The sequence below is a fragment of the Streptomyces sp. NWU339 genome (assembly GCF_003143855.1).
Classification (GTDB): Bacteria; Actinomycetota; Actinomycetes; order Streptomycetales; family Streptomycetaceae; genus Streptomyces.
This window is the reverse complement of the sequence record NZ_QFRK01000028.1, coordinates 51,577-64,374: the sequence shown is the minus strand read 5'-3', so window position 1 is coordinate 64,374 and position 12,798 is coordinate 51,577. Positions and strand designations below refer to the sequence as shown.

11 protein-coding genes are annotated in these 12,798 nt (G+C 71.2%); 10 read left to right on the top strand and 1 reads right to left on the bottom strand.

All coding sequences use genetic code 11. From position 1 onward, the window contains the following. The first annotated feature begins 37 nt into the window (after positions 1-37). The 10 genes from DIZ27_RS27810 to gatB all read left to right on the top strand — a co-directional run bounded on the left by DIZ27_RS27810 (position 38) and on the right by gatB (position 11,834). Entirely contained in the window at positions 38-841 is an 804-nt protein-coding gene (locus tag DIZ27_RS27810) for a class I SAM-dependent methyltransferase (protein WP_109381207.1), read from the top strand. Continuing rightward, positions 838-1,374 (top strand): TIGR00730 family Rossman fold protein, encoded by a 537-nt coding sequence (locus DIZ27_RS27805; protein WP_109381206.1) that lies wholly within the window; start codon positions 838-840, stop codon positions 1,372-1,374. The genes DIZ27_RS27810 and DIZ27_RS27805 overlap by 4 nt, the downstream gene beginning before the upstream one ends. 33 nt (positions 1,375-1,407) lie before the next feature. Continuing rightward, complete coding sequence (locus DIZ27_RS27800) at positions 1,408-2,097, top strand: SDR family oxidoreductase (RefSeq protein WP_109381205.1); 690 nt, start codon at positions 1,408-1,410, stop codon at positions 2,095-2,097. A gap of 58 nt (positions 2,098-2,155) precedes the next feature. Continuing rightward, a complete protein-coding gene (locus tag DIZ27_RS27795; RefSeq protein ID WP_109381204.1) occupies positions 2,156-3,163 on the top strand; it encodes a methionine synthase in 1,008 nt (335 codons plus the stop codon). A gap of 14 nt (positions 3,164-3,177) precedes the next feature. Next, positions 3,178-5,373 (top strand): NAD-dependent DNA ligase LigA, encoded by a 2,196-nt coding sequence (gene ligA, locus DIZ27_RS27790; RefSeq protein WP_109381203.1) that lies wholly within the window; start codon positions 3,178-3,180, stop codon positions 5,371-5,373. A gap of 259 nt (positions 5,374-5,632) precedes the next feature. After that, on the top strand, positions 5,633-8,023 hold the full coding sequence (locus tag DIZ27_RS27785) for a bifunctional diguanylate cyclase/phosphodiesterase (RefSeq protein ID WP_109381202.1): 2,391 nt from the start codon (positions 5,633-5,635) through the stop codon (positions 8,021-8,023). 252 nt (positions 8,024-8,275) lie between these two features. Continuing rightward, positions 8,276-8,572, top strand: coding sequence for an Asp-tRNA(Asn)/Glu-tRNA(Gln) amidotransferase subunit GatC (gene gatC / locus DIZ27_RS27780; RefSeq protein ID WP_031117542.1), 297 nt, complete (start codon positions 8,276-8,278; stop codon positions 8,570-8,572). A 5-nt stretch (positions 8,573-8,577) separates the two neighbouring features. Continuing rightward, on the top strand, positions 8,578-10,071 hold the full coding sequence (gene gatA / locus DIZ27_RS27775; RefSeq protein ID WP_109381201.1) for an Asp-tRNA(Asn)/Glu-tRNA(Gln) amidotransferase subunit GatA: 1,494 nt from the start codon (positions 8,578-8,580) through the stop codon (positions 10,069-10,071). Continuing rightward, complete coding sequence (locus DIZ27_RS27770) at positions 10,068-10,307, top strand: hypothetical protein (protein WP_030402391.1); 240 nt, start codon at positions 10,068-10,070, stop codon at positions 10,305-10,307. Before gatA ends, DIZ27_RS27770 begins: the two co-directional genes overlap by 4 nt. Positions 10,308-10,322: 15 nt before the next feature. Beyond that, the gene (gatB, locus tag DIZ27_RS27765) at positions 10,323-11,834 is read left to right on the top strand and encodes an Asp-tRNA(Asn)/Glu-tRNA(Gln) amidotransferase subunit GatB (protein ID WP_109381200.1); all 1,512 of its coding nucleotides are present in this window, start codon (positions 10,323-10,325) and stop codon (positions 11,832-11,834) included. 70 nt (positions 11,835-11,904) lie between these two features. Here the strand turns inward: gatB and DIZ27_RS27760 are convergent, their stop codons facing one another. Further along, complete coding sequence (locus DIZ27_RS27760) at positions 11,905-12,708, bottom strand: cyclopropane-fatty-acyl-phospholipid synthase family protein (protein WP_109381199.1); 804 nt, start codon at positions 12,706-12,708, stop codon at positions 11,905-11,907. Positions 12,709-12,798: the final 90 nt, after the last annotated feature.

The window sequence follows — 12,798 nt, the reverse complement described above, 5'->3', positions numbered from 1 at the left end:
CGCACGCTGAAGCCGACTTCTTCCCCCAGGAGGCACCATGGGAGCCGAGGCCGCCGGCCGCAACCGCAGCACCCTCGCCCACCAGGCCCGCTACGCCGTGCGGCATCCGCGGCGCGTCCCCCGCCACGTCCGGCGGCTGCTGCGTGACGCCTGGCTGCGGCTGCGGCACCGCGACCACATCTCCTACTACCGGGCCGTGATGGCCTCCGACGCGGCCCGCAGTGTCGAGGCGGCGGTGGGGCACAACCCCTCGAGGGGAAAATGGGCCCGCATCGGCCGGATGCAGTTCGACTACCTGGTCGGGCACGGCCTGAGCCCGCAGCACCGGATGCTGGAGATCGGCTGCGGCAACCTGCGCGCCGGGCGTCTTTTCATCGACCACCTCGAAACCGGTCACTACTACGGCATCGACATCTCGCCGCACATCCTGCTGGCCGCCCAGGACACCGTGGTGCGCGAGGGGCTCCAGGCGAAGCTGCCCCATCTGGCCCTCGCCGACGATCTGACCTTCGCCTTTCTGCCCGCCGGGCACTTCGACGTCGTGCACGCGCACAGCGTCTTCTCCCACTCGCCCCGGCACGTCATCGAGGAGTGCTTCGCGCACGTCGGCCGGGTGCTCGCCCCGGGCGGGTTCTTCGACTTCACGTTCGACCGCACGGAGGGCGAGGAGCACCACGTACTGCACGAGGACTTCTACTACCGGACCGAGACGCTCGCCGGACTGGCCGCCGAGCACGGTCTGTCGGCACGGTTCATGGAGGACTGGGAGGAACTGCCGCACCGGCAGTCCAGGATGCGGCTCACCGCGGTGTCCGACCGGGCCCGTATCGTGGGTCCGTGAATATTTGCGTCTTCCTCTCCGCGGCCGACCTGGACGAGCGCTACACGGGCCCCGCGCGGGAGTTCGCCCGACTGCTGGGCAAGGGTGGCCACACCCTGGTGTGGGGCGGTTCCGACGTCGGCCTGATGAAGGTCGTCGCCGACGGGGTGCAGGAGGCGGGCGGGCGGCTCCTCGGCGTCTCGGTGGAGTTCCTGGCGGCGAAGGCGCGCCGGGGTGCCGACGAGATGGTGATCGCCCCCGACCTGGCGGAGCGCAAGCGCCTGCTCCTCGAGAAGGCCGACGCGGTGGTGATCATGGTGGGCGGCACCGGCACGCTGGACGAGGCGACCGAGATCCTGGAGCTGAAGAAGCACGGACACACGGACAAGCCGGTGGTCCTGCTGAACACCGCGGGCTTCTACGACGGCCTCAAGACGCAGTTCCGCCGGATGGAGGACGAGGGCTTCCTGCCCCGCGCCCTCACCGACCTGGTGTTCTTCGCGGAGGACCCCGTGGGCGCACTGGCGTACCTGGAGGAGAGCCAGGGCATCTAGGGCCTGACCCGTGCGTGATGCGAACATGGCGGCATGGCTACACATGTGATCACCGGAGCCGGCTCCGGCATCGGCGCGGCCGTCGCCCGCAGGCTGCACGCGCGGGGGGACGAACTCGTGCTGCACGCGCGTGGGGCGGGGCGGGCGAAGGAGCTGGCGGCCGCGTTCCCCGGGGCGCGGACCCTCGTCGGTGACCTGGCGGACCCCGACAGGCTCAGCTGGGCCTTCTCGCACCAGTCGCTCCCGGACCGGGTGGACTCCCTGCTGCACATCGCCGGCGTCGTCGACCTCGGCACGGTCGGCGAGCTGACCCCGAAGACCTGGCGGCACCAGCTCGACGTCAACCTCGTCGCCCCCGCCGAACTCACCCGTCACTTCCTGCCCCAGCTCCGCGCGAGCCGGGGCCACGTGGTCTTCGTCAACTCCGGCGCCGGGCTGAACGCCCATGCCCAGTGGTCCGCCTACGCGGCCTCCAAGCACGGCCTGAAGGCGCTCGCCGACTCGCTGCGCCACGAGGAGCACGACAACGGCGTCCGCGTCACCTCGGTCTACCCCGGCCGCACCGCCAGCCCCATGCAGGCCAAGGTCCACCGGCAGGAAGGCAAGGACTACGACCCCGGCCGGTGGATCGACCCCGAGTCGGTCGCCACGACCATTCTCATGGCCCTCGACCTGCCCGGGGACGCGGAGGTCAACGATCTGACGGTACGGCCGGGACGCTGACCCCACGGGCGTAAGGACCGGGACGCGGGAGCCCCGGACCGTTCCGTACGCTTCTCCGGTGAGCGATAACAGCCAGTTCAGGTTCGGGGCCGCGACCGGGATCGGGTCGATGCCGGGCGGGGACGCCCGCGAGGCCGTCAAGACCGTCACCGGAAGCTTCGAGGACTTTCCGTTCCTGCCCGAACTGCCCGCCCGGGGGCCCGGCGCGGACATGATCGGACGGACCGCCGGGATGCTCGTCGAGCTGTACGCGCGCGTGGAGCCCAGCGGCTGGCGGATCGGGGACCGGCCGGGGCGGGACACCAGGCGGGCCCGCTCCTGGCTCGGTGAGGACCTCGACGCGCTGGAGGAGTTCACCCAGGGGTACGAGGGCCCGCTGAAGGTGCAGGCCGTGGGTCCCTGGACGCTCGCCGCCCAGCTGGAGCTGAGGAACGGGGAGGCCGCCCTCTCCGACCCCGGCGCCTGCCGTGACCTCACCGCCTCGCTCGCCGAGGGGCTGCGTCTGCACCTCGACGAGATGCGGCGCCGGGTGCCCGGCGCACGGCTCGTCCTCCAGCTCGACGAGCCGTCCCTCACCGACGTCCTGCGCGGCCGGGTGCGCAGCGCCAGCGGCTACCGCACCCACCGCGCGGTGGACCGGCAGCTGGTCGAGGCCGCGCTCCGGGACGTCGTCGGGGTGCACGACGGCGGGCCCGTCGTGGTCCACTCGTGCGCGCCGGACGTGCCGTTCGCCCTGCTGCGCCGGGCGGGCGCGCAGGCGATCTCCTTCGACTTCTCGCTTCTCACCGAGCGTGACGACGAAGTGATCGGGGAGGCGGTGGAGAGCGGTACCCGGCTGTTCACCGGGGTCGTGCCGGGCACGGACGGCCCGTTGTCAGACCCTGCCGGTAGCGTCATGGGTGTCAGAACGCTGTGGCGCAGGCTGGGGCTGCGGCCGGGCCTTCTCCCGGAGGCGGTCACGGTCACTCCGGCGTGCGGACTCGCGGGGGCCTCCCCGGAGTACGCGCGCAAGGCTTACGCGCACTGCGTCCGGGCGGCGAGGTCCCTGGCGGACAACCCAGAGTAACGGGAGGACACACGGTGGCGGGTGACAAGCAGGCGGAGACGACGAGCGTGCCGGCCGAGGCACGGGAACAGCACGCCAGGCTCGCTGAGCAGATCGAGGAGCACCGCTTCCGGTACTACGTGAACGACGCGCCCGTCATCAGCGACGCCGAGTTCGACCGGCTGCTGCGGGAGTTGGAGGCACTGGAGGAGGAGCATCCGGAGCTGCGCACGCCCGACTCCCCGACCCAGAAGGTCGCCGGGGCGTACGCGACGGAGTTCACCTCCGTGCAGCACGTCTCGCGCATGCTCTCCCTCGACAACACCTTCAACGACGACGACCTCGCCGCCTGGGTCGAGCGCATCCACAAGGAACTGGGCGAGCAGAAGTTCCACTTCCTGTGCGAGCTGAAGGTCGACGGCCTCGCCGTCAACCTCACCTATGAGCGGGGCCGGCTCGTCCGCGCGGCGACCCGGGGCGACGGCCGCACCGGCGAGGACATCACGCCCAACGTGCGGACGATCGCCGAGATCCCGGACCGCCTGAAGGGCGAGGAGGTCCCCGACCTCGTGGAGATCCGCGGCGAGGTCTTCTTCCCGATGGAGAAGTTCCAGGGGCTCAACGCCCGTCTGGTGGCGGCCGGTGACAAGCCCTTCGCCAACCCCCGCAACGCGGCGGCGGGTTCGCTGCGCCAGAAGGACCCGCGCGTCACCGCCGGCCGTCCGCTGCACATGGTCGTCCACGGCATCGGTGCCCTGGAGGGGTTCACCGGCCTGTCCCGGCTCTCCGAGGCGTACGACCTGCTGAAGACCTGGGGGCTGCCCACCTCCCCGCACAACAGGGTCGTCGACGGCCTCGCCGGCGTACGGGAGTTCATCGCGCACTACGGCGAGAACCGGCACTCCGTGGCGCACGAGATCGACGGAGTGGTGGTCAAGCTCGACGAGATCCCGCTCCAGGGCCGCCTCGGCAGCACCTCGCGCGCCCCGCGCTGGGCCATCGCGTACAAGTACGCGCCCGAGGAGGTCAACACCAAGCTGGTCAACATCCGTGTGGGCGTGGGCCGTACGGGCAGGGTCACGCCGTACGCGCAGGTCGAGCCGGTCACCGTGGCCGGTTCCGAGGTGGAGTTCGCCACGCTGCACAACCAGGACGTGGTCAAGGCCAAGGGCATCCTCATCGGTGACACGGTGGTGCTGCGCAAGGCCGGTGACGTCATCCCGGAGATCCTCGGCCCGGTCGCCGACCTGCGTGACGGCAGTGAGCGCGAGTTCGTGATGCCGGGCGAGTGCCCGGAGTGCGGCACGCCGCTGCGCGCGATGAAGGAGGGCGACGTCGACCTGCGCTGCCCCAACGCCCGTGCCTGCCCTGCCCAGTTGAGGGAGCGGCTGTTCTACCTCGCGGGCCGCAAGGCGCTGGACATCGAGCACTTTGGCTATGTCGCCGCGGCGGCTCTCACCAGGCCGCTGGAGCCGAAGGAGCCGCCACTGAGGGACGAGGGCGACCTGTTCGACCTCACCGTCGAGCAGTTGCTGCCCATCAAGGCGTACGTCCTCGACCAGGACAGCGGTCTGCCCAAGCGGGACCCGAAGACGGGCGAGGAGAAGATCGCCACGGTCTTCGCCAACCAGGAGGGCGAGCCGAGGAAGAACGCGGTCGCGATGCTGGCGAACATCGAGGCGGCCAAGGAACGTCCGCTCGCGCGGGTCCTCACCAGCCTGTCCATCCGGCACGTCGGCCCGGTCGCGGCCGAGGCACTGGCCCGGGAGTTCCGGTCCATCGACCGGATCGAGCAGGCCACCGAGGAGGAGTTGGCCGGTACCGAGGGCGTCGGCGGCATCATCGCCGCCTCCCTCAAGCAGTGGTTCGCCGAGGACTGGCACCGCGAGATCATCCGCAAGTGGCGGGCGGCCGGTGTCCGCATGGAGGACGAGGGGTCCGGCGAGGACGAGGGACCGCGTCCACTGGCGGGACTGACGGTCGTGGTGACCGGAACCCTGGAGCACTACACCCGGGACGGCGCGAAGGAGGCGCTGCAGACCCGGGGAGCGAAGGTGACCGGTTCGGTCTCGAAGAAGACGTCCTTCGTCGTCGTGGGAGACAACCCCGGGTCGAAACACGACAAGGCGATGCAGCTCAAGGTGCCGGTTCTGAACGAGGAGGGCTTCACCGTTCTTCTCGCCGAAGGGCCGGAAGCAGCCTCCGACATGGCACTTCAGACCGAGGAGTAGCGGTGGGAGGCCACCCGATCGGCGCATACCAGATGCATACGGGTGGCTGGGGCGCATTCGGGCAACCGTCGGCGACCGGTGCCCCTGAAAGCCCTCCGCGGCCTACTGTTGGGATGTGCGCCTGCCGTGCCCAGCTGCGGTCGGGGCATCCCTGTGTTCGTGAGGGGGCCGTGGAAGGGCTTTCTGCCACGGAGCCGCTGAGGGTAGTCGGGCATCGAGCCGTGTGGCGTGGGCACCGCCGGCTGTGAGAGGGACGGGAATGGAACCCACCGAGAGCGCCGCCCCGGGCTCACGGCTGCGCCTGGGCCTGCGCCGCGTGGCGGCCGCAGGGCGACGCAGACGTGGGGGCGGGCGGCCCGCGGGGCATTCGGGCAGCCAAGGACGCCCGGTGGCGTACACCGCGGACGCGCGCGGAGCCGGACCGCCGGTCGCCGGGCAACCTGTCGCCGGACAGGCGGCTGTCGGACGGCCCGCGGCCGGATACGCTCCCGGGCGGCTCCCGCACGGTCCAGGACGGTCGCCGCGCGGTCCCCGGGCGTCCTCGCCGGGCACCGGACTGCCCTCGCACCGCACCGGACTGTCCGAGACGGACACCGAACGCCACCCGTCCTGGCCCGCGTTGCCCACCGCGGTCGTCGCGGCGGCCGCGTTCGTGCTGGGCATCGGCTTCCTGCGGGCGTTCACCGGCGGTCACGCGCTCTTCCCGTCCGGCCGGGTCGGTTGGTCGCTGGCCGTACTGACCGGGATCATCGTCGGTCACCTGGTGATGCTGGGCCGCTCCCGCTGGTGGGGCGGCACCGGCTCGGGCAGCGCCGTCACCCTCGCGGTGCTGCTGCTCTACGGCTGGGTCCCGGCCGGCCTGGTCAGCCTCACCGTGGTCGTGCTGGTCGGCATAGCCAGGCGGGGCCGTTGGCGTCAGGGCGTCCTGCACGGCGCGGTGGACCTGCTCGGCATCAGCGCCGGCGCGCTGGTGCCGGCCCTCTTCGGGTCCGTACCGTCCGTCGAGTCCCCCTCGACCCCGGACACCTGGGGCCTGCACACCGCTGCCGAAGTGGTGCTGGCCGCCGCCGCGTATCTCGTGGTCACCCGCACCCTCCTCTGGTACCTGCACACCCCGCGCGCCGGACTGCCCACCGTCGCCCGCACCGCCCTGGTCAGACAGGGCCTGGTCGCGGTCGCGCTGCTCGGCATAGCGCCGCTGATCTGCGTGGTCGTGTACGCCCGGCCGATCCTGCTGCCACTGTTCGCCATCCCGCTGATCGCGCTCGACTCCACCCTGTGGATAGCCAGGGCCCGGGCGGAGGAGCAGTTGCGCGATCCGCTGACCGGGCTGCCGAACCGCCAGTGGCTGCTGGAGCGCATCTGGACCGCGCTGGACGACGCCGAGCGCGTCGGCGCCCGCGCAGCCCTGATGTTGATCGATCTCGACCGTTTTCGATCGGTCAATGACACTCTCGGTCACCTTGCCGGTGACCGGCTGCTGCTGCAGATCGCCGACCGGCTGAGGCTGGCCCTGCCGCGCGGGGCGGAGGCCGCGCGGCTCGGTGGCGACGAGTTCGCCGTGTTACTGCCGGTCGCCGACTCCACGACGTCCGCGACCCGGGTCGCCCGCGGTCTGGTCTCCGCGCTCAGCTCGCCGCTCGACCTCGACGGGCTCACCCTCGTGCTGGAGGCCAGCGCGGGCGTCGCCGTCTTCCCCGACCACGCCCTCGACGCCGAGGGGCTGCTGCGGCGGGCGGACGTGGCGATGTACCAGGCCAAACGGGACCGCACCGGCGTCGAGGTCTACGAGTCCAAGCGGGACTCCAACACCCCCGACCGGCTGGGACTCCTGGGCGATCTGCGCCGGGCCCTGGACGCCCACGAGGTCCAGCTCCACTACCAGCCCAAGGTCCGTTTCGACGGACAGGTCGCGGGCATGGAGGCCCTGGTCCGCTGGGTGCACCCGGAACGCGGCAGGGTCCCGCCGGACGAGTTCATAGCGATCGCCGAGTCCTCCGGCCTGATGCCGCACCTCACCGAGTACGTGCTGGAGACCGCCCTCGGGCAGGTCGCCCGGTGGCGTTCCCAGGGCCTGTACGTGCCGGTCGCGGTCAACGTCTCCCCGCGCGACGTCCACAGCCCCGGCTTCGCCGGCTCCGTCGCGGCGCGCCTGGCCCGGCACGGCGTGCCGGCGGGAGCGCTCCAGCTCGAGATCACCGAGCACGTCCTCCTGGAGGACCCGCAGCGCGCCGCCGACACCCTCAACGCGCTGACCGGCCACGGCGTGAAGATGTCCCTGGACGACTTCGGCACCGGCTACTCCTCGCTCGTGCACCTGCGGCGGCTGCCCGTCAGCGAACTGAAGATCGACCGCTCCTTCGTGGCCCGGCTGGCCGTCGACCCCGAGGACGCCGAGATCGTGCGCTGCACCGTCGACCTCGCCCATTCGCTCGGCCTGCTCGTCGTCGCCGAGGGCGTCGAGGACGACGAGACCTGGGAACGCCTGCGCGACCTCGGCTGCGACGCCGTCCAGGGCTGGCTGGTCGCGGCCGCGATGCCGCCCGACGAGACCACGGCCTGGCTCCTCGCCCGCGGTTCCCGAGGCTGGGAGCGCCCGGCGGTGGCCCTCCCGGCGGCAGCATCCGACGACTCGACCCGCCCGGCCTGACACCGTCCTGTGCGCCGACCGGGCGAGTGCGGCCGGGAGGCGTCGGGGGGCGGTGTCGGCCCGGGTTCCGGCGTCCTGATCACGGCACCGGTGTGCCGTGATTCCGGGGGCGGGGGAAACCGTTTCACGGGTATGGGGCGGTGCCCCATAGGATTGGGGCCTGTCGTCACCTTCCCGCCCGCCGCTCCACGCCTGGCCCGGATCGCGACGGCCCTAGCCCCGAACCGCACACTCACCCCAGAGGATCGCTGCATGCCTGGCATTACGCGCGAGGAGGTCGCCCACCTCGCCCGGCTGGCGCGTCTGGAGCTGAAGCCCGAAGAACTCGACCACTTCGCAGGCCAGCTCGACGACATCATCGGCGCGGTGGCCCGCGTCAGCGAGGTCGCCGACCAAGACGTACCGCCGACCTCGCACCCGCTGCCGCTGACGAACGTCATGCGCCCGGACGAGGTCCGTCCCTCGCTCACCCCCGAGCAGGCGCTCTCCGGCGCCCCGGCCCAGGAGCAGCAGCGTTTCAAGGTGCCGCAGATCCTGGGGGAGGACTGAATTCCATGACGGACATCATCAAGCTCACGGCCGCCGACACCGCCGCGAAGATCGCCTCCGGCGAGCTCACGGCCGTCCAGGTCACCGAGGCACACCTGGCCCGGATCGAGGCCGTCGACGAGAAGGTGCACGCCTTCCTGCACGTCGACCGCGAGGGCGCCCTCGCGCAGGCCCGTGCCGTCGACGAGAAGCGCGCCAGGGGCGAGAAGCTCGGCCCGCTGGCCGGCGTGCCCCTCGCGCTCAAGGACATCTTCACCACCGAGGGCATCCCGACCACCGTCGGCTCCAAGCTCCTCGAGGGCTGGATCCCGCCGTACGACGCGACGCTCACCAAGCGGCTCAAGGCCGCCGACGTCGTCATCCTCGGCAAGACCAACATGGACGAGTTCGCCATGGGGTCGTCGACCGAGAACAGCGCCTACGGCCCGACCGGCAACCCCTGGGACCTCACCAAGATCCCCGGTGGCTCCGGCGGCGGGTCGAGCGCCGCGCTCGCCTCCTTCCAGGCCCCCCTCGCCATCGGCACCGACACCGGCGGCTCCATCCGCCAGCCGGCCGCCGTCACCGGAACGGTCGGTGTGAAGCCGACCTACGGCGCGGTCTCCCGCTACGGCATGGTGGCGTTCTCCTCCTCCCTCGACCAGGGCGGCCCCTGCGCCCGCACGGTCCTGGACGCGGCCCTGCTGCACGAGGTCATCGCCGGACACGACCCGCTCGACTCCACATCCGTCGACGCCCCGGTCCCGCCGGTCGTCGAGGCCGCCCGCAACGGCTCGGTCCAGGGCATGCGCGTCGGCGTGGTCAAGCAGTTCCGCGGCGAGGGCTACCAGGCCGGCGTCATCCAGCGGTTCGACGAGGCCGTCGAGCTGCTCAAGGGGCTGGGTGCCGAGATCGTCGAGCTGGACTGCCCGTCCTTCGACCTCGCCCTGTCGGCGTACTACCTGATCGCCCCGTCCGAGTGCTCCTCCAACCTCGCCCGCTTCGACGGCCTGCGCTACGGCCTGCGGACCGGCGACGACGGCGCGCACTCCGCCGAGGAGGTCACCTCGCTGACCCGCGAGGCCGGCTTCGGCCCGGAGGTCAAGCGCCGCATCATGCTCGGCACGTACGCCCTGTCGAGCGGTTACTACGACGCGTACTACGGCAGCGCCCAGAAGGTCCGTACGCTCATCAAGCAGGACTTCGACAAGGCGTTCGAGCAGGTCGACGTGATCGTCTCCCCGACGACCCCCACCACCGCCTTCGCGATCGGCGAGCGCGCCGACGACCCGATGGCGATGTACCTCGCCGACCTGTGCACCATCCCGACCAACCTGGCGGGCAACGCGGCCATGTCGCTGCCCTGCGGTCTCGCGCCCGAGGACAACCTGCCGGTCGGACTGCAGATCATCGCCCCGGTCATGAAGGACGACCGTCTCTACAAGGTGGGTGCCGCCGTCGAAGCCGCCTTCGTGGAAAAGTGGGGGCACCCGCTGATCGAGGAGGCTCCGTCGCTGTGAGCGCACTGTCCAAGGCCAAGGGCTTCAAGAAGTCCAAGTCGGGTCTGTACGTCTCGATGGCCACCTCGGCGTTCGGCGCCGTGGGTGTCTACAAGCAGATCAAGAAGGCGCGTGGCGAGAACGACACGCTGCGGCTGCTCGACGCCGTCGTCACCGGCGCCGCGGTCGTCACCAACCTCGCCATCCTCTACCGCGAGCTGAAGCGCCTCGGCGACGACGACGTCCTGCTGGGCTGAGAGGGAAGTTTCACCGTGACCACCACGACCGACCTGGTGTCGTACGAGGACGCGCTGGCGTCCTACGACCCCGTCATGGGCCTCGAGGTCCATGTCGAACTCGGCACCAGGACCAAGATGTTCTGCGGCTGCTCGACCACACTGGGCGCCGACCCCAACACCCAGACCTGCCCCGTCTGCCTCGGCATGCCGGGCGCGCTCCCGGTCGTCAACGCGACCGGCGTCGAGTCCGCCATCAAGATCGGCCTCGCGCTGAACTGCGAGATCGCCGAGTGGTGCCGCTTCGCCCGGAAGAACTACTTCTATCCGGACATGCCGAAGAACTTCCAGACCTCCCAGTACGACGAGCCGATCGCCTTCGACGGCTACCTCGACGTACAGCTGGAGGACGGGGAGACCTTCCGCGTGCAGATCGAGCGTGCCCACATGGAGGAGGACACCGGCAAGTCGACGCACGTCGGCGGCGCCACCGGCCGCATCCACGGCGCGTCCCACTCCCTGCTCGACTACAACCGCGCGGGCATCCCGCTGATCGAGATCGTCACCAAGCCGATCGAGGGAGCGGGCGAGCGTGCCCCCGAGGTCGCCCGGGCCTACGTCCGTGAGCTGCGCGAACTCATCCGTGCCCTCGGCGTGTCCGAGGCCCGGATGGAGATGGGCCAGATGCGCTGCGACGTGAACCTGTCGCTGCGCCCGCACGGGCAGGAGAAGTTCGGCACCCGGAGCGAGACCAAGAACGTCAACTCGCTGCGGTCCGTCGAGCGTGCCGCCCGCTTCGAGATCCAGCGGCACGCCGCCGTACTGGGCAGCGGCGGGACGATCATCCAGGAGACCCGGCACTTCCACGAGGACACGGGGTCGACGACCTCCGGCCGCGTGAAGGAGGAGGCCGAGGACTACCGGTACTTCCCGGAGCCCGACCTGGTGCCGGTCGCCCCGTCCCGAGAGTGGGTCGAGGAACTGCGCGCCGGGCTGCCCGAGCTGCCGCTGGTGCGCCGCAACCGGCTCCGTGAGGAGTGGGGCATCTCCGGCACCGACATGCAGGCGATCCTCAACGCCGGTGCGCTGGAGCCGATCGTCGCCACCATCGATGCCGGTGCCGACGCGGCCTCCGCGCGCAAGTGGTGGATGGGCGAGCTCGCTCGCAGCGCCAACGAGTCCGGCAAGGCGCTCGACGAGCTGGAGATCACGCCGCCGCAGGTGGCGCGGGTCGCCGAGCTGGTCACGAAGGGCGACCTGAACGACAAGCTGGCCCGTCAGGTCATCGAGGGCGTCCTCGCGGGCGAGGGCACGCCGGACGAGGTGGTCGAGAAGCGCGGACTGAAGGTCGTCTCCGACGATGGCGCGCTCACCGCCGCCGTGGAGGAGGCCATCGCCGGCAACCCGGGCGTCGCGGACAAGATCCGTGGCGGCAAGGTCGCGGCGGCCGGTGCGCTGGTCGGCGCGGTCATGAAGGCCACCCGCGGTCAGGCGGACGCGGCCCGCGTGAAGGAGCTGATCCTTCAGCAGCTGGGCGTCGAGGGCTGATCCCGCACAGCGGTCAGGGGGTGCACCGGTCTCCGGTGCACCCCCTCGGCATGCGGTCGGCGGCGACCGGTCAGGCGCGCCGGCCCACCACGCGGGCGAAGCCCAGCGTCTGCCCGCGGTCCGCGCGCACCATCTCCGCCGAGGTCCGTGCCATGCCCGCCATGAAGTCGCTGGAGCTCTCCTCGGCGCACACCTCGCTCCACAGCAGCCAGTCCCGCCAGCCGTTCGGCTGCCAGTCGGCCGCCTCGACCTCCACCGCCCCGCTGCGGGACCAGTGACGGTGCCACCAGTCGGGGGCGTGGAAGGACCAGAAGGCGGGCTCCCAGAAGGGCTTCAGATGCTCCGGCGGCTCGGTGCCCTCGAGTTCCTCGCGCGTCGCCGGGACGACGACACCGATCCGTCCACCCGGCTTGAGCAGCCGGGTCAGCGTCGGCAGATACAGATCATCGGTGCCGAAGTAGTGGTACGCGTCGATGGAGACGATCGCGTCGAAGCTCTCCTCCCCGAAGGGCAGGTCGTGCGCCTCGGTGAGAACCGGCAGCACCCGGTCGGCGACGCCCGCCTCGGCGATGCGGCGCGCGTTCTCGTCGGGCTTGATCCACAGGTCGGCGGCGGTGACCTGGACGTCGTACTCCCGGGCCAGGAAGACGGACGTCATGGCGCGTCCGCAGCCCAGGTCGAGCACGCGGGCGCCGGGGCGCAGGGTGTCGAGGCCGAGGGCCGGGGCAAGCCACTCCAGCAGCCACAGCGCGTGCGGCCCCATCTGGTTCTCGATGGTCCAGCGGACGTCGTAGGCGCTGCTGCGGGGGTAGTGGGGGAGGGTCAGGCGGTTAGTGAGGTCGTCGTGCGGGGTGTTCGGTGTGATGTCCGACATCGGTGAACGGGCTCCTCGGGTCCGTGTAGGGGGAAAGGACTGCGTCGGAAATCGGGCGGACAGTCATCAAAGCACCTGCTTCGGCCGGCG

Excerpts from the sequence above, each read along its gene's own strand:
- DIZ27_RS27785 (WP_109381202.1), top strand. The coding sequence starts at position 5,633 with ATGGAACCCACCGAGAGCGCCGCCCCGGGCTCACGGCTGCGCCTGGGC.
- DIZ27_RS27810 (WP_109381207.1), top strand. The coding sequence starts at position 38 with ATGGGAGCCGAGGCCGCCGGCCGCAACCGCAGCACCCTCGCCCACCAG.
- DIZ27_RS27760 (WP_109381199.1), bottom strand. The coding sequence starts at position 12,708 with ATGTCGGACATCACACCGAACACCCCGCACGACGACCTCACTAACCGC.
- gatA (WP_109381201.1), top strand. The coding sequence starts at position 8,578 with ATGACGGACATCATCAAGCTCACGGCCGCCGACACCGCCGCGAAGATC.
- DIZ27_RS27800 (WP_109381205.1), top strand. The coding sequence starts at position 1,408 with ATGGCTACACATGTGATCACCGGAGCCGGCTCCGGCATCGGCGCGGCC.
- gatC (WP_031117542.1), top strand. The coding sequence starts at position 8,276 with ATGCCTGGCATTACGCGCGAGGAGGTCGCCCACCTCGCCCGGCTGGCG.